Annotated in this window: 17 protein-coding genes and 1 pseudogene; 8 read left to right on the top strand and 10 right to left on the bottom strand. The window is 58.1% G+C overall.

The window, feature by feature from the left end; translation table 11 throughout:
- Positions 1–8: 8 nt before the first annotated feature.
- The 3 genes from ABLU73_RS14385 to ABLU73_RS14375 form a co-directional block, all read right to left on the bottom strand.
- A complete protein-coding gene (locus tag ABLU73_RS14385) occupies positions 9–1,379 on the bottom strand; it encodes an aromatic acid/H+ symport family MFS transporter (RefSeq protein ID WP_348850246.1) in 1,371 nt (456 codons plus the stop codon).
- A gap of 213 nt (positions 1,380–1,592) precedes the next feature.
- Positions 1,593–2,534, bottom strand: coding sequence for a LacI family DNA-binding transcriptional regulator (locus ABLU73_RS14380; protein WP_004205142.1), 942 nt, complete (start codon positions 2,532–2,534; stop codon positions 1,593–1,595).
- Positions 2,518–2,835 carry a hypothetical protein gene (locus ABLU73_RS14375; RefSeq protein ID WP_264923684.1) on the bottom strand — a complete coding sequence of 106 codons (318 nt, stop codon included), beginning with the start codon at positions 2,833–2,835 and terminating at the stop codon, positions 2,518–2,520. Before ABLU73_RS14375 ends, ABLU73_RS14380 begins: the two co-directional genes overlap by 17 nt.
- On the opposite strand from ABLU73_RS14375, the gene ABLU73_RS14370 reads away from it, so the two are divergent.
- The 4 genes from ABLU73_RS14370 to ABLU73_RS14355 all read left to right on the top strand — a co-directional run bounded on the left by ABLU73_RS14370 (position 2,828) and on the right by ABLU73_RS14355 (position 6,400).
- Positions 2,828–3,142 carry a PTS sugar transporter subunit IIB gene (locus ABLU73_RS14370; protein ID WP_023291423.1) on the top strand — a complete coding sequence of 105 codons (315 nt, stop codon included), beginning with the start codon at positions 2,828–2,830 and terminating at the stop codon, positions 3,140–3,142. The two genes, ABLU73_RS14375 and ABLU73_RS14370, sit on opposite strands and share 8 nt — an antisense overlap.
- A gap of 11 nt (positions 3,143–3,153) precedes the next feature.
- Complete coding sequence (locus ABLU73_RS14365; RefSeq protein ID WP_004205144.1) at positions 3,154–4,476, top strand: PTS sugar transporter subunit IIC; 1,323 nt, start codon at positions 3,154–3,156, stop codon at positions 4,474–4,476.
- 98 nt (positions 4,477–4,574) lie between these two features.
- A complete protein-coding gene (locus tag ABLU73_RS14360) occupies positions 4,575–4,877 on the top strand; it encodes a PTS lactose/cellobiose transporter subunit IIA (RefSeq protein WP_004205145.1) in 303 nt (100 codons plus the stop codon).
- Positions 4,878–5,020: 143 nt separating this feature from the next.
- The gene (locus tag ABLU73_RS14355) at positions 5,021–6,400 is read left to right on the top strand and encodes a carbohydrate porin (protein ID WP_080882063.1); all 1,380 of its coding nucleotides are present in this window, start codon (positions 5,021–5,023) and stop codon (positions 6,398–6,400) included.
- A 150-nt stretch (positions 6,401–6,550) separates the two neighbouring features.
- On the opposite strand, the gene phnV is transcribed toward ABLU73_RS14355, so the two are convergent.
- The 5 genes from phnV to phnR all read right to left on the bottom strand — a co-directional run bounded on the left by phnV (position 6,551) and on the right by phnR (position 11,240).
- On the bottom strand, positions 6,551–7,348 hold the full coding sequence (gene phnV / locus ABLU73_RS14350) for a 2-aminoethylphosphonate ABC transport system, membrane component PhnV (RefSeq protein ID WP_017900800.1): 798 nt from the start codon (positions 7,346–7,348) through the stop codon (positions 6,551–6,553).
- 2 nt (positions 7,349–7,350) lie between these two features.
- The gene (gene phnU, locus ABLU73_RS14345; RefSeq protein WP_004202231.1) at positions 7,351–8,211 is read right to left on the bottom strand and encodes a 2-aminoethylphosphonate ABC transporter permease subunit; all 861 of its coding nucleotides are present in this window, start codon (positions 8,209–8,211) and stop codon (positions 7,351–7,353) included.
- Entirely contained in the window at positions 8,211–9,323 is a 1,113-nt protein-coding gene (gene phnT / locus ABLU73_RS14340) for a 2-aminoethylphosphonate ABC transport system ATP-binding subunit PhnT (RefSeq protein WP_069602842.1), read from the bottom strand. Before phnT ends, phnU begins: the two co-directional genes overlap by 1 nt.
- Before the next feature lie 5 nt (positions 9,324–9,328).
- Positions 9,329–10,342: a 2-aminoethylphosphonate ABC transporter substrate-binding protein gene (gene phnS, locus ABLU73_RS14335; RefSeq protein WP_023319377.1), complete on the bottom strand. Its 1,014-nt coding sequence runs from the start codon at positions 10,340–10,342 to the stop codon at positions 9,329–9,331.
- A gap of 178 nt (positions 10,343–10,520) precedes the next feature.
- On the bottom strand, positions 10,521–11,240 hold the full coding sequence (gene phnR / locus ABLU73_RS14330) for a phosphonate utilization transcriptional regulator PhnR (protein ID WP_109882514.1): 720 nt from the start codon (positions 11,238–11,240) through the stop codon (positions 10,521–10,523).
- A 141-nt stretch (positions 11,241–11,381) separates the two neighbouring features.
- Here phnR and phnW point away from each other — a divergent pair, with 141 nt between their 5' ends.
- Positions 11,382–12,485 carry a 2-aminoethylphosphonate--pyruvate transaminase gene (gene phnW / locus ABLU73_RS14325; protein WP_004202236.1) on the top strand — a complete coding sequence of 368 codons (1,104 nt, stop codon included), beginning with the start codon at positions 11,382–11,384 and terminating at the stop codon, positions 12,483–12,485.
- 9 nt (positions 12,486–12,494) lie between these two features.
- Positions 12,495–13,304, top strand: coding sequence for a phosphonoacetaldehyde hydrolase (gene phnX, locus ABLU73_RS14320; protein WP_043522841.1), 810 nt, complete (start codon positions 12,495–12,497; stop codon positions 13,302–13,304).
- On the opposite strand, the gene nepI is transcribed toward phnX, so the two are convergent.
- On the bottom strand, positions 13,301–14,494 hold the full coding sequence (gene nepI, locus ABLU73_RS14315) for a purine ribonucleoside efflux pump NepI (protein ID WP_043522844.1): 1,194 nt from the start codon (positions 14,492–14,494) through the stop codon (positions 13,301–13,303). The genes phnX and nepI overlap by 4 nt on opposite strands.
- A 211-nt stretch (positions 14,495–14,705) precedes the next feature.
- Here nepI and ABLU73_RS14310 point away from each other — a divergent pair.
- Together ABLU73_RS14310 and ABLU73_RS14305 are read left to right on the top strand one after the other, a co-directional pair.
- Positions 14,706–15,065: pseudogene (locus ABLU73_RS14310) on the top strand (type II toxin-antitoxin system RelE/ParE family toxin).
- Positions 15,049–15,372: a DNA-binding transcriptional regulator gene (locus ABLU73_RS14305; RefSeq protein ID WP_004173862.1), complete on the top strand. Its 324-nt coding sequence runs from the start codon at positions 15,049–15,051 to the stop codon at positions 15,370–15,372. The pseudogene ABLU73_RS14310 and the gene ABLU73_RS14305 overlap by 17 nt, the downstream one beginning before the upstream one ends.
- Before the next feature lie 128 nt (positions 15,373–15,500).
- On the opposite strand, the gene ABLU73_RS14300 is transcribed toward ABLU73_RS14305, so the two are convergent.
- Positions 15,501–15,953 (bottom strand): DUF1198 domain-containing protein, encoded by a 453-nt coding sequence (locus tag ABLU73_RS14300; RefSeq protein WP_004181583.1) that lies wholly within the window; start codon positions 15,951–15,953, stop codon positions 15,501–15,503.
- Positions 15,954–16,022: the final 69 nt, after the last annotated feature.

Raw genomic sequence — 16,022 nt, 5'->3', positions numbered from 1 at the left:
AACTCCACTTATCGGTGTTCCAGGGGGGATGACAAAGCGTCCAGTTCTGCCTCTGTGAGTCGAGGCTTAGCGTGATTCATACGGTGCAACAAAATACAGGTCCCCGCCAGGCAGGCCGGCAGCGCAAGCACCAAAAAGATCGACGAGTGTCCCGGCACGGCCAGCATCAGCATCCCGCCCAGCGTGGAGCTGAGAATAGCCCCGGTACGGCCGATACCATGCATCCAGCTGACGCCGGTAGCACGGATCTCGGTTTGATAATAGGCTGGCGAATAGGCCTGCAGACCGTTCTGCGCGCCGTTAATGCACATCCCGCTGATAAAAATCAGCACCGACAGCGCCGCCGATCCGAAATCCATCAACCCCTGGGACAACAGGCACAGGCAGCCAAGGAAATAGGTTGCCGCAATCACCGCTTTCGCCGAAGCACGATCCATCAGCATACCGACAAGGATCCCGCCCAGCGGGCCGCCGAGCTGGAACAAGCCGGTCATCATCGCCGCCTGCTGCAGCGACAGCCCGCCGGAGCGGAGAATGGTTGGCAGCCAGCCGTTCAGCAGATATATCACGAACAGCCCCATAAAATAGGTCAGCCACAGCGCTATCGTGCCGCGGGCATAGCCATGCCGAAACAGCTGCGCCACTTTACTGCTCCGCGTGATGGGCGGCGCATTCAGCTGGAAGACGGTGTCAGCCGTAAACTGGCCTCCAAGCCGGTTAAGCGCCCTGGCGATCTGCTCGCCCGGTAGTCGGCGCGCCACCATGCTCATCGCCGACTCCGGCAACATCACGATCATAAAGGGAAGCACCACGAGCGGCAGCACGCCGCCAAAAATCAGCGCCGAGTGCCAGCTGTAATGCGATAACAACCCGGCAGCGATAAAGCCGCCGAGGCCGGAACCCACGTTGAATCCGCTGTACATCAGGGTGATCATCACCCCTTTACGCCGCTCCGGCATATATTCCGCCACCAGCGTGACGCAATTGGGCATCACGGCGCCAAGTCCGAGGCCGGTGAGAAAGCGCAGCAGCGCCAGCTGCGACGGGCTTTGCGCCACGGCGCCGGCCAGGCTGAACAGCGCAAACAGCGCCACCGACCAGAGTAAAATGCGTTTTCGGCCGTAGCGGTCAGAAAGCGGGCCCGCCACCAGCGCGCCAATGGCGACGCCGAACATAGCCGCCCCAAGAATCGGCCCCATTTTAGCCCGGCTGATGCCCCAGTCCTCGATGAGCGCCGGGGCGACAAAGCCCATCACCGCAGCGTCATACCCATCCAGCATAATGATGATGAAACAGAGCAGCAGCACGTTCCATTGAAAGCGCGAGACCGGGCGGGCATCTATCCACGCTTTCACATCGACAACGTTCATGTGATTCATAGGGTGACTTCCTCAAGCAGGCGGTACGAATGTTCTGGTTAGTGTTTTTTTTGAGTGGAACTTTCGTACTCAACTTAAGGCAGGTCACGCAGGCTGTCCGGTTCGAAAACCCGGCGACAGATATGAGTTTTATTTATAATGTGAGGGATACGACAAAAAACAGCCAATAAAAAACCCGCAGCCAACGGCGGCGGGTCAGGGCAAGAGCGACGATCAGTGCTTTGGAATAATTAAATCGCCGCGCAGCGGGCTGCCGCCCGGGTTGTCCGTTTTCTCGGTCAGCCAGTTGACGATCCGCGACGCCATCGCGTCCATGGAATATTCAATCGCCGGGATAGTCGGGATTCCGGGCAGCTGTAACGATCCGGCGAGGCTAAACACCATCACATTTTGCGGAACGGCGCGGTTAAACGCCTGCAGCTGCGGCACCACGCGCTGCGCCTGCAGCTCATCGCTCACCAGCAGCGCGTTAAAGTTCAGCGTCGTGGCGTTATTGACCAGCTCCTGCACCGCCACCGACGGCGAGGTGTTATCCAGAAACACCAGATTGCGATTAAACGGCAAAAAGTTTTTTTCCAGCGCGTGCTTGTAGCCCAGCAGCACCTGATCGGCAAAGCCGCTGCTCTGCGGATGGATCAGCGCAATCTGCCTTCTGCCCTGGCTTATCAGATAGTGGCAGGCGGTTTCGGCGGCGAAGGCGTGATCGAACTGAATGCTGTTTTCGCCCTCGCTGTCGAGGCAGTCCACCAACACCACGTCCGGGCGGTTAATATTCAGAGGAAAACGCGCGCCGATGATCAGCACGTTATCGCACAGCCCGCAGGTTAACTCCTCCAGCGAGTTCATCACGCCGCTGCTGGTGTTGGCGAAGCGCAGCAGCAGGTGCTTCTGGTGCTGGCTGAGCTGTTTTTCCAGGGCGTAGAGATAGCTGGTGGTTTGATTGATATTGTCCTGGGCGCAGATGACGCCGATGCAGCCGGTGGACTGGCTAAGCAACGACTGGGCTATCATGTTTGGCCGGTAATTGAGCGCTTCCGCCGCCTGCAGCACCGCCTGACGACTGGCTTCCTTCACGCCACGTGAGCCGCTCAACACTCGCGACACCGTGGCTTTAGAAACCCCGGCAAGTCGTGAAACATCATTGATTGTCGACATCATTTTCCCCTGCGCGGGCGCCACGTCCCGCCAAAATCCTGTAAACCTGAATCGCTTCAATTATGACCAGCGCAGTATATCCATTTCGCCATTTGTTTGGAAACCGATTTTCCATTTCAGCGCAAAACATCGCCAAATCGACAGAATAATGTGAGCCAAATCCAATAAATCCGCCCCATAAGCAGGAGATCTTGACCACTATCACAGTTCTGTTTTTTATAAATGGAAACCGGTTTCCGTCTGATATCAAATCATCCACGCAATAACTTTTTACATTTTGAGGATGGTCGTCGATGTACAAGATTATGCTGTGCTGCTCTGCCGGAATGTCCACCAGTCTGCTGGTCAGAAAGATGGTGGAGGCGGCGAATGAACGTGATCTGCCGGTGCAGATTGACGCCTATGGCGTTTCCGAATTTGACATCCAGTTTCCGCAGTATCAGGTGGTGTTGCTAGGCCCCCAGGTGAAATACATGTTGAAAACCCTGTCTGACAAAGCGGCTTCCCTGAACATTCCCGTTCAGCCCATCGATACGATGGACTACGGTATGCAGCGGGGAGACAACGTCCTGAATTATGCTCTGTCGCTGATCCCAGCGGCGCACTGAGAGGTGTTGAAATGAGTTCTCTGTATCAGTCCATGATTGCCGTGATCGAGCAATCTATTACTCCGCTGGCAGGACGCCTTGGGCAGCAGAAATATGTTATCGCTATCCGCGATGGCTTCACTGCCGCATTGCCGTTTATGATCATCGGCTCTTTCATGCTGGTATTTATCTTTCCGCCGTTTTCACCCGAGACCACCAACGGCTTTGCCCGCGGCTGGCTCGATTTCTCCCAGCACTACCGCGAACAGCTGATGCTGCCGTTTAACCTCAGCATGGGCGTAATGACCTTCTTTATCTCGGTCGGCATTGGCGCCAGCCTCGGTCGTCAGTTTCAGCTGGATCCGGTGATGTCCGGTCTGCTGGCGTTTATGGCCTTCCTGCTGGTCGCCGCGCCCTATGCCGATGGAAAAATTTCCACTCAGTATCTGTCCGGACAGGGCATTTTTACCGCCCTCATCACCGCCATCTACTCCACCCGCGTCTACGCGTGGCTGAAGCAAAACAACATCACCATTCGACTGCCGAAAGAGGTACCGACCGGCGTCGCTCGTTCGTTTGAAATCCTTATCCCGGTGCTGGTGGTGATTGGTACTTTGCATCCGCTGAACCTGTTTATCGAAGCGCAGACCGGGATGATCCTGCCGCAGGCGATCATGCATCTGCTGGAGCCGCTGGTTTCCGCATCCGACTCGCTGCCGGCGATTTTGCTCTCCGTCCTGATGTGCCAGATTTTCTGGTTCGCTGGGATCCACGGCTCGCTGATTGTCACCGGTATTATGAACCCGTTCTGGATGGCTAACCTCTCGGCAAACCAGGCGGCGCTGGCGGCCGGCACGGTGTTACCGCACGTCTATCTGCAGGGCTTCTGGGATCACTATCTGCTGATTGGCGGCGTCGGTTCAACCCTACCGCTGGCCTTCCTGCTGCTGCGTAGTCGGGCCACGCATCTGCGCACCATCGGCAAGATGGGCATCGTGCCGAGCTTCTTTAATATCAACGAGCCGATCCTGTTCGGGGCGCCGATCATCATGAACCCGATGATGTTTATCCCCTTCGTCTGCGTACCGATGGTCAACGCGGTGCTGGCTTACGGCGCGACGCGTCTTGGCTGGCTGAGCCAGGTGGTGTCCCTCACTCCGTGGACCACGCCGGCACCGATTGGCGCCTCGTGGGCGGCCAACTGGACGCTGAGCCCGGTAGTGATGTGCCTTATCTGCATGGTGATGTCGGCGGTCATTTACCTGCCGTTCCTGCGCGCCTATGAACGTTCCTTAATGAAAACCGAAGTTGAGAAAACCAAAAATAGCGTTCCGGTGGCAGAAACCGTTAGCTAATTCCTCTCCGCCCCGGAGAGATAATATGATGGCAGCGTAATAATGCAGAAAAAGGACTTTCACTGCATTATTAAATAATAAAGACCTCAGGAATACACATGATTGAATTAGAAGATGCGGTAATGGAAATTATCGTTAATGCGGGACAGTCACGCTCATTATGTTTTGAAGCGCTACATGCGGCCCGAACCGGAAATATCGACGAAGCGCGTTTACTGTTAAATGAAGCCGACGGTTACGCCCGTCGGGCGCATCAGATGCAGACCCAGCTCATCGAGCAGGATGCCGGTGAAGCACGTCAGCCTATGACGCTGATTATGGTACATGCCCAGGATCATCTGATGAATTCGCTGCTGGCCCGCGAGTTCTCAGAAGAATTAATCCATCTGTACCAGCGTTAATTAATATGGAATAACGCCTGCGAGAATATTATTCTCCGGCGTCGCTGTACCCTAAAAACAAATCAGCTTATTTTGGCTATATATTTTAGCCAGAATGGGATGGTTATTATCTGAAATATATTAATTATTAAAGCGAGATAACCATGAATACTGTGAAAAAACTGCCTTTAGCCATGGCGGTTGTCGCCGCGCTGTGCCCAATTTCCGTAATGGCGCAAGAATTTACTCAGGAACAGATCGACGCCATCGTCGCCAAAGCCGTTGATAAAGCGCTGGCCGAACGCCAGGCGAAAATCGACGCCGCGGCCGACAAAAAGGTCGACGTGATCACCAACCCGCAGACCACCGCCGCCTCGCCGGATATGGCCATTCCGTTCGGCCTCAAGTTCAGCGGCTACGCCCGCTATGGCGCCCACTTCCAGACCGGCGACCAGAAATATGTCGGCGTCGACGGCTCCTATAACGGCGCCTCGGCGATCGGCCGCCTGGGCAACGAAAGCAACGGCGGCGAATTCCAGATCAGCAAGGCCTTCAAAAGCGCGCAGGGGGCTATCTGGGATCTTAACGTGATGTTCGACCACTGGAGCGACGAGGTTAACCTGAAGAAGGCCTACGTCGGCGTCACCAACGTCCTCGACTCCAACCCCAACGCCTATCTCTGGGCCGGCCGCGACTTCCACCAGCGTCCGCAACAGGGGATCAACGACTACTTCTGGATGAACCACGACGGCCAGGGCGCCGGGGTGAAGAACTTTGATATCGGCGGCGTGCAGTTCGACGTGGCGGCGGTGTCGCAGGTGAAATCCTGTAGCCCGGAAGTGATGGCCGACGAGACCAACCCGTCGCGCATCACCTGTACCGGCAGCTCCGACACCGGCGACAACGGCCACTACGCGCTGACCACCAAAACCCACAACATCAAGGCCGGGCCGATCGACGTCGAGGTGTACGCCAACTACGGCTTTGACTCAAAGGCGGTGGACAGCGACGCGCGCCTCGAAGCCTGGCAGGGCGGCCTGGTGCTGAGCCACACCAACGACAGCGGGGTGAACAAGGTGATCCTGCGCTACTCCGACAACTCGGATAACAGCGTCTACAACAAAACCGACGACCTGACCACGGTCTACGCCAGCTTCGAGGGCAGCCATAAGTTCACCCAGCAGGCGCAGGTGGAATATCTGCTGGCCTTCCACGACTACGACAACGGCAGGGACAACACCGACAACCGCAAGAACTACGGCGCCATCGTGCGGCCGATGTATTTCTGGAACGACGTGCACTCCACCTGGCTGGAAGCGGGCTACCAGCGCGTGGACTACGACCAGGGCGGGGATAACCACGGCTGGAAGCTGACGCTGTCGCAGAACATCGCCATCGGCATGGGGCCGGAGTTCCGTCCGATGCTGCGCTTCTACGTGACCGGCGGCCAGGTGGACAATGAGCATACCGCGAAGGTGAACGGCACCCAGGACCAGCAGCTGGATTCGCTGAACGTCGGCGGGATGTTTGAGGCGTGGTTCTGATGCGATAGCGTTGCCGAAGGAGCGTTCCCGGCTGGCGCTACGCTTAGCCGGGCTACGACTGAGGAGGCCTGCGGGATTCCACCCCCAGGCCCGCGCAAGCGCAGCGCCGCCGGGCGGTCAGCCCCGTGCCCTGGTGGCGTCATCAATTCTTTATCTCTGGCTTAATCGACGGGCGATGCGCTCCAGCTTCATCATCAACAGCAGCGTGACGCCCACCAGCACGATGGTCAGCGCCGAGCCATCGGCGATATTACCGCGATCGGTCAGGCTGAAAATGGTCACCGGCAGCGTCGTCCAGCCCGGCGGATAGATCATCACCGTCGCCCCCAACTCCCCCATCGACAGCGATAAACTCAGCGCCAGCGCCGAGATCATCCATGGCGTCATCAGCGGCAGCGTCACATGGCGCAGGCGGTACCACGGTGAAGCGCCCAGGCTGGAGGCGACGTTTTCAATATCAGCGGAAATCCGCGCCAGGCCGGTCGTGACGTTGCTGAAGGTAAAGGCCGAGATCAGCACGAAATGCGCCGCCAGGACGATAAAGAAGGTGCCGTTCATCTGCAGCGGCCCCTGGCTGAAGGCCACCAGAATGCCCAGTCCCACTGAAACCGAGGGGATGGCGCTGGGCAGATAAAACATCAGCCCAAGATATTTCTGCAGCTTCGCGCCAGTCTGGCGCAGCGCCAGCGCCGCCCACATCCCGCACAGCAGCGCCAGCAGGCTGGCGCAGAAGCCCACCACCAGGCTGGAAAACAGCGAATCCCACGCCGCCCCGCGAAACGCGTTAACAAAGTGGGCAAAGGTAAAGCCGGTGGGCAGCAGGCCGTTCCATTGTTTACTCAGGCTGGAGAGTAAAATCACCGCCAGCGGCAGCAGGAAAACGCCGGCAAAAAGCGTCACCGCCAGCGCGCCCGCCGCCGCGCGGCCTTTACGCGACCAAATCAACATCGTTAACTCCTTACGCCAGTGCGCACCGCCGCCAGCCGATAGAGCATAAACAGCCCCAGCGACAGCAAAATATTGATCAGCGCAATCATGCAGGCCACGCTGTAATCCGACTCCAGAATCGCCTTGCTGTAGACCATCATCGGCAGGGTATTGACCCCTTTGGCGCCAATAAACAGCACGATACCGAACTCGTTAGTGGTCAATAACAGGCACAGGCTGCCCCCCGCCATCAGCGCCGGCAGCGCCGCCGGGAAGATAACCTGGGTAATCACCCGTAACGGATGAGCGCCGAGAATACTCGCCGCTTCCAGCTGGCTCTTATCTATCTGCCGCAGTCCCGCCATCAGCGGGCGCATCACCAGCGGCGTAAACACGGTAATCTCCGCCAGAATCACGCCGTTAATCGAATAGAGGAAGTCTACCGGCGGCAGTTCAAAAGCAAACAGCGCCATCAGGGTGCCGTTGAGCAGCCCCGCCGAGCCGTAAATAAAGGTGAACGCGAGAGTGATAAGAAAGGTCGGCAGCGCAATAAAAGTATCAATGACCCGGCCCACCAGTTGGCTGCCGGGGAACGGAATAAACACCAGAATCAGCGCCAGGACGCTGCCGAGCACCAGGCAGCCAAGGGTGGCGAACACCGCAATCTGTAAGGTATTGAGCAGCGCGCCAATAAAGCGCTTAGAGTCGATCACCTGCCAGAAGGTCTCGAGGCTCAGGTTGCCGCTGGCGTCGCGTAACGCCTGTTCGGCGATCAGCAGCAGCGGATAGAAAAACAGCGTCGCCAGCACCAGCAGCGGCAACGCCAGCCACAGGTAAGGGCGCAGGTTTCGCGCCGGACGCGCAAGCGTGAGGGTTTGCGCCATCATTGCACCTCGATCAGAACCGCATCGCCAGGTTCGAAGTAGAGCGCCAGCTTGTCCCCCGCGCGCGGCAGTGGGTTGACCTGAGTCATGACGATCCGCACCGCTTCGCCCGCGACGTCGCACAGCAGATGCGTCAGATCGCCCTGCCAGTGCACCGACGTCAGGGTGGCGTTGAGGCGATTACTGGTTGCCGATCGCGGCGCCAGGCTCATGTGCTGCGGGCGAATGCATAACAGCTTATTGTTGCCATGCAGGCCGCCCCGGCTGAAGGCGTTAATCAGGCCGCCGCCGCAGCTTACGCTAACCAGCCCCGGCTCGGGGCTGTCTTTCAGCGCCGTCGCCTGCAGGATATTGGCGCGGCCGAGGAATTCGGCGCTAAAGCGGTTCGGCGGATAGTGGTACAACTCGTGCGTTTCACCGTGGGCGATCAGCGACCCGTCTTTCATAATGCCGATTTTGTCCGCCAGGGTCAGCGCTTCGGTCTGATCGTGGGTAACGTAGAGGATGGTCAGCTCCGGCAGTTCGCGGTGCAGACGGGCAATCTCTTCCACCATGTTATGGCGAATTTGCGCGTCCAGCGCCGACAGTGGTTCATCAAGCAGTAACACCCGAGGACGCACGGCAATCGCGCGGGCTATCGCCACGCGCTGCTGCTGGCCGCCGGAAAGCTGATGCGGATAGCGGGTGGCGTAGTCCGCCATACCAACAATGTTTAAGGCTTCAGTCACCCGCCCGGCGATAAGCCCCCTGGGCTGCTTTTGCGCCCGCAGGCCGAAGGCGACGTTGTCTTCCACCTTCATATGGGGAAACAGCGCGTAGTTCTGCACCACCATCGCCAGCCCGCGCTGGTAAGGCGGTAGGTGGGTGACGTCCGTGTCACCGATCAGGATCCGCCCGCCAGCCGGTTGCACAAAACCGGCAATCGCCCGCAGCACGGTGGTTTTCCCGGAACCGGAAGGGCCAATCAGCGCCAGCACTTCACCGGGCTCAATGGTCAATGACAGCGGTTTTAAGACCACGTTGCCGTGGTAGGAAACGCGCAGCGAGTCCAGGGTGATCCCGGAGGTCCCCGCCAGCGACGGGGAAGAGATGACGGTCGTTTTCATTAACATCAGGCTTATTCGCTATCGGTCACTTTATGCCAGCGGGCGATATCCGCCGAGAGAGAAACCGCGACGTCGTCCCAGTTGGGTTCCCAGCGCTTCACCCCGTCGAGTGCCGCCTGCGCTGCCTTAAAGTTAGCGTCATCCGGCGCCACGTCGCTGCGCACCGGTAAGCCCCAGGAGCGCGCGCTGACGCTGGATTGCGCCGGTTTATCCAGCAGGAAATTAATCAGCTTCTTGCCGTTTTCGCTGTTCGGTCCGTTCTGCACCAGCCCGATGGTGTAGGGCAGCGCCAGCGCGCTGCGCTCGCCTTTGTCGTCCGCCGGCCAGAAGATTTTGACGTTCGGATTACGCGCCATCTGCGACAGGTTCATCTGCAGATCGCCGTTGGCGACGTACAGCTCGCCTTTGTTGACCAGCGCCGTCAGCTTGCCGGTGGAGGCCGATGGGCCGACGTTATTGGCCTGCAGCTTGCCCAGATACTCGAAGCCGGCATCTTTGCCGCCAAGGCTGTGGAAGGCCTGCAGCATCACCGCGGTGCCGTCCCCCGCCTGGCCCGGCGTGGAGTACTGCAGCTTATTCTTAAAGCGGCTATCCAGCAGATCCTGCCAGCTGGCCGGCGCGGTTTTCAGCAACTGGCCGTTATAGATGAAGGTCAGATAGTTGTTCACCAGCGGCGAATAGCGGTCATTGGCGCCGGGGATCTGCGCGCTGCCCTGTGGGGTAAAGGTGGCCAGCAGCTGCTCTTTCGCGGCGCGCTGGATAAACGGCGGCACCGTGACCAGTACATCGGCCTGCGGATTGGTGCGCTCCTTCGCCAGACGCTCGACGATCGCGCCAGAGCCGCCTTCCACATACTGCACTTTGATGCCCGTCGCTTTGGTGAAGGCGTCAAACTGGCTCTGATACCAGCTGTTATCGCCGTCATGCAGGCCGTCGGCGGAGTAAACCGTGACGACGCCGTCCGCCCAAACCGGGGAGCTGGTCAGCGCGAACAGGGACAGCAGAGCAAGTCGGGAGAGTTTCATCGTGTTAACCTCATCGCAGTTAGTTGTTCTGGTGTAGACCAGATTTGCGTTCACGCTACCGAGGGTTTATGACAAAACGATGAAAGAAGTGTGTCGAAAGAGTTAAAGCGAAGGGGATACGTCGCCCCCGGTTAACGCTGACGCCACCGGGGATACGGGAAGGGTTAATACAATAAAATCAATGGGTATCGACTTCGATCCGCAGGCTGTCATGCCGCCAGTATTCGATATCGTAATCAAGAATACGCCCGTGCTGATCGTAATTCAGCCTGCGCAGCAGCAGCGCCGGGCGCCCCTCCATCACCCCCAACGCCTCTGCGGCCTGCGGCGGCATGGAGGTGGGATAAAACGACAGATGCATACTGGTATAGATCAGGCCGTAGTGACTCTGATAAATCTCGGTCAGACTGCCATTGAGATCGTGGCGCAGCAGCTCCGGCACCCGGGCCGGCAGGCAGTGGTTTTCGCAATAGCACACCGGACGCCCGTCGGCATAGCGCAGGCGGGTCAGCAGGTAGACCTGATCGAAGGGCTGCAGCGCCAGCGGCGCCATCACATCCAGCGGCACGGCGGTTAAGCGGCCATCAAGCAGCACCGTTTTCGGCTCACGTCCCTGTTCGAGACACAGCTTGTGGAAGTTGGTGTTCTGCGTCGGATCCAGCCACAGACGCTCCGGCGTCACAAACCAGCCGCGGCGGTCGGCGCGGTAGATCACGCCGCTGGCCTCCAGCTGCGCCAGGCTCTCGCGCACGGTGATACGGGTCGTGTTGAACAGCGCGCACAGCTCGCGCTCGGAAGGCAATTTATCGCCGCTTTTGAGGGCGCCGTTTTGAATACGCGCCTGCAGCTGCGCCTTAATCATCAGGTATTGCGGCATCTCGCCAGAGGGTGATTTCATGTTTACTCGCTGCCACGTTTGGTGCGCTCATTATACATAGCCAGATGAATTTTTTGTTGCAGCGCCACATTTCCTTTGACCCTGCCCCGGCTTTGTCTCCATGATAAACACCAATCTGGTATAGACCAAATGGTGAGACAAATGACTTCACGGAACTACCTGCTGCTGACTCCCGGCCCGCTAACCACCTCCCGCACGGTGAAAGAGGCGATGTTGTTCGATAGCTGCACCTGGGATGATGATTACAATCTTGGCGTGGTACAGACCATTCGCCAGCAGCTGGTGCAGCTGGCCACCCCGGCCGACGGTTATACGGCGGTGCTGCTGCAGGGCAGCGGCAGCTACGCGGTCGAAGCGGTGCTCGGCAGCGTCATCGGCGAACAGGGCAAAGTGCTGATCGTCAGCAATGGCGCCTATGGCGCGCGTATGATTGAGATGGCGCAGCTGATGGGCATCGCCTTTCATCCTTACGATTGCGGCGAAGTCGCCCGTCCGGACGCGGCGGCGATCGCGCGTATCCTGCAGGATGACCCGATGATCACCCATATCGCGATGGTGCATAGCGAAACCACCACCGGCATGCTCAACCCGATCGAAGAGGTAGCCGCGCTGGCGAAGGAGTATGGCAAACGCTATATCGTCGATGCGATGAGCAGCTTCGGCGGCATTCCGCTGGATATCGCCGCGCTGAATATTGACTATCTGATAAGCTCCGCCAACAAATGCATTCAGGGCGTGCCGGGCTTCGCTTTCGTCATCGCCCGCGAATCGGAGCTGGCCACCTGCAAAGGCCGCTCGCGCTCGCTGTCGCTGGATCTTTACGCCCAGTGGCGCTGTATGGAGGATAACCACGGCAAGTGGCGCTTCACCTCACCGACCCATACCGTGCTGGCCTTCGCTCAGGCGCTGAAAGAACTGGCCCAGGAGGGCGGCGTCAGCGCCCGCCATCAGCGCTACAGCCACAATCAGCGCCGACTGGTCGCCGGAATGCGCGCGCTCGGCTTCCGGACGCTGCTTGATGACAGCCTGCACTCGCCGATCATTACCGCCTTTTATTCACCGGACGCGCCGCAGTATCGCTTTCACACCTTCTACCAGAAGCTGAAAGATCAGGGCTTCGTTATCTATCCGGGCAAAGTGTCGCAAAGCGATTGCTTCCGCATCGGCAACATCGGCGAAGTCTACGACGCCGACATCACCGCCCTGCTGGCGGCCATCGACAACGCCATGTACTGGAAACAATAAGGAACCGCCATGAACCGTATCACCGCACTCATCCTCGACTGGGCCGGCACCACCGTGGACTTCGGCTCCTTCGCGCCGACGCAAATTTTCGTCGAGGCCTTCCGCCAGGCCTTCGATATTGAGCTCTCCCTTGAAGAGGCCCGCGTGCCGATGGGGCTTGGCAAATGGCAGCACATTGAGGCGCTGGGCAAACTGCCGTCGGTCGATAGCCGCTGGCAGGCGAAATTTGGTCGGCCAATGACGGCTGCTGATATTGATGCGATCTACGCCGCGTTTATGCCGCTGCAAATCGCTAAGGTTGTCGATTTTTCCGCTCCGATCGCCGGCGTGGTCGACACCCTCGCCGCGCTGCGCGCCGACGGACTGAAGATCGGCTCCTGCTCGGGCTATCCGCGTCCGGTGATGGAAAAGCTGGTTCCAGCCGCCGCCGCCCAGGGCTATGCCCCGGACCACTGGGTCGCCACCGATGACCTTGCCGCCGGCGGGCGTCCCGGGCCGTGGATGGCGCTGCAGAACGTAATTGCCCTTGGCATAGACGATGTGGCCCACTGCGTGAAGGTCGATGACGCCGCACCGGGCATCAGCGAAGGGTTACATGCCGGGATGTGGAGCGTCGGCCTGGCGGTGTCCGGTAACGAATTCGGCGCTACCTGGGAGGCGTACCAGACGATGTCGAAAGAGGAAATCGCCACCCGTCGCGAGCGGGCGGCAGGCAAGCTGTATGCCGCCGGGGCGCATTATGTGGTTGATACCCTGGCGGACCTGCCGGAAGTGATTGCCGACATCAACGCCCGGCTGGCAAAAGGCGAACGGCCTTAAGCGGGTGAATTCACCTTCACTTTGGCCGCCACCAACAGGCCGGTAAACAGCATTAATACCCCTGACAACACCAGCGGCGACAGCAGCCCGAAGTGGTCAAGCGCAATGCCGCCGACCGCGGCGCCGCAGGTGTTGGCCAGCTGGATCACCGCCACCTGAATCGACCCGGCTTTTTCCGCCTGATCGGAGAGTGAACGGGTGATCCACGTTGACCACCCCACCGGGATCAAGGCGAACGCGAAGCCCCAGATAATTGCCACCGTCGAGGCGACGATTTTGCTTTCTCCCCACAGCACCAGCGCCGCCGCGCAGGCGGTCAACACCAGCGGCGCAATCGCCAGCGCCGCTTTCACCGAGCGTTTGAGCAGCACCGAGGAGAGCGACGTGCCGATGAAGCTGGCGATACCAAAGCTCAGCAGCACCAGCGTCAGGCCATCGACATCAAAGCCGGCGAGGGTCATGTAGACCGGGCGAATATAGGTAAAAAAGGCGAACTGTCCGGCAAAGGCCATGAAAATGGCGCACATGCCGGCCATCACCCCCGGCCGCTTCAGCAGGCCAAACATATTTTGCTGCTGAGCCGCCGATTCACCAGGCAGCGACGGCAGCGCTTTCAGCACCCAGAGCGTACACAGTACACCCATCACCGCCGCGCCGTTAAACACGTTGCGCCAGCCGATAAGCCCGCCAAGGAAACTGCCCAACGGGGCGGCGATCACCAGCGCGATGGATACCGCGCCGAAGATAATCGACAACGCTTTCGGCACCACGCGCATCGGCACCAGCCGCATGGTCAGCGAGGCTGACATCGCCCAGAAACCGCCGAGCGCCAGCCCCAGACAGGCGCGTCCCAGCAGCAGCAGGGTGAAGCTATCGGCAAAGGACACCAACAGGCAGGAAAGGGTCAGCAGCAGCGAAAAGAGGATCACCACGTAGCGGCGATCGGTTTTGCCAATGACGGAAGTGATAAACAGGCTGGAAAACATCGCGACGAATGCCGTCGTCGTCACCGACTGCCCGGCCATCCCTTCGGAGATACCTAAATCCAGCGCCATCGGCGTCAGCAGACTGACCGGTAGAAATTCGACGGTAATCAGGCAGGCGACGCAGAAAGCAACCGCGAAGACCGCCGACCAGTTTGGTCGCGCGAGTTCGCGTGCATGGGGTTTGGCTTCATTTGAATAACTCATGAGTGACCTGCGAAGAAAGTGGCGGAAAGCTGCGCAGTGTAACATTTTGTTTGTGACGCATTTAACGTTTTCGCAACTATTCTCGCTTTTCATAAGAGGATGCGTAGCTGCTCGCATGTTTAAAAAAACGATGCTTGCTATCGCTTTAACAAATCTCAGGAGAATTTAATATAGCACTATGTGCTATACTTTTAACGACAGGATGCCAGCAATGCGTATCTTCAAAACCAAATGGTTCGCCAGCGAGGCTAGCTCTCATGGCATTTCCGACGACGAGCTCTATCAGGCAATTCAATCTGTGCTTCAGGGCAAGGTGGTTGATTTAGGAGGAGGGGTTTATAAAAAGCGACTCAACAAGAATCGCGATCGCGCAATCATCCTTACCAAAAGCGCAGGGTATTGGTTTTATACCTTTCTATATGCCAAACAGGATATGGCCAATATCAACCATCGCGAGTTAATGGGTTTTCGTGAGTTAGCAAAACACTATGCCAATCTCTCTTAAGAGAAAACGACGGTCTTAGTTAAAAGTAAAGAACTGGTGGAGATTTGCGATGACAGCAAAAAATAAATACAAAAGCCCGGCTTTCGAAGCGATCCATAGCGCTGCGTCGGGGCTATTCAGCGTTGGCGCAATCCCACAGGAAACAATGCGCCATTTTGATGAATCATGTCTCGGTAGCGTAGCCGCACTTCAACCCATTGAAATTAAAGCGCTACGTGAACAACTCAATGTTAGCCAACCCGTGTTCGCTCGTTATCTGAATACCAGCGTGTCTACCGTGCAAAAATGGGAGACTGGCGCTAAGCGACCAAGCGGAATGTCATTAAAATTGCTTAGCGTCGTACAAAAACACGGCCTGAAAATCCTACTGTAGTTATCCTGCCGGATGGCGCTTACGCTTATCCGGCCTACAAGTGACGAGTGCGGAAACCGTAGGCCGGATAAGGCGCAGCCGCCATCCGGCACAAAAAGCGATGAACCCCAGGCCGAATAACTATGAGATCAGTGCAGCCAGTGCACGCCGTCTTCCGGGAGAAACAGGTCGTTATAGCGCTGCTGAAGGTTATGCAAATCGCTCATATCCGGATCCAGCTCGCGCAGAAACCCTTGCGCCAGGCGGATCTGCGCCTCGGTGATCGGCGCCGCTAAACGCGCTTTTTGCATCAGGCGATACCAGTAATGCAGGTTTTTTTCGCTAGCGTCGACAATTGCAACCTGCCAGATCAGCAGCACCTGGGCGGCGTTCTGCAGATGCGCTTCATTCGGCCGTTCAAGGTAACGCAAATACTCATTGCCGGCGGTTTTACCAAGCTGATCGATCATCGATTCCAGCGGGACGGGCGTGATGCCCAGGCGTTCGCTCAGGCGGCGGATCGCGCGGCGTGAATCAGAGGTAAGCACCCGAAATCCCACAACAAATACCACTACCAGGGTGGCCAGTCCTATCCAGATCATGCATCCTCTCATCCAATCGCAGCCTGACTATCATAATGGGAATTTGCCTGCTGTCGACTGTCGGACCTG

Source organism: Klebsiella sp. GG_Kp175 (genome assembly GCF_040062325.1).
Taxonomy (GTDB): domain Bacteria; phylum Pseudomonadota; class Gammaproteobacteria; order Enterobacterales; family Enterobacteriaceae; genus Klebsiella; species Klebsiella quasipneumoniae.
This window is presented reverse-complemented; position numbering and strand designations above follow the sequence as displayed.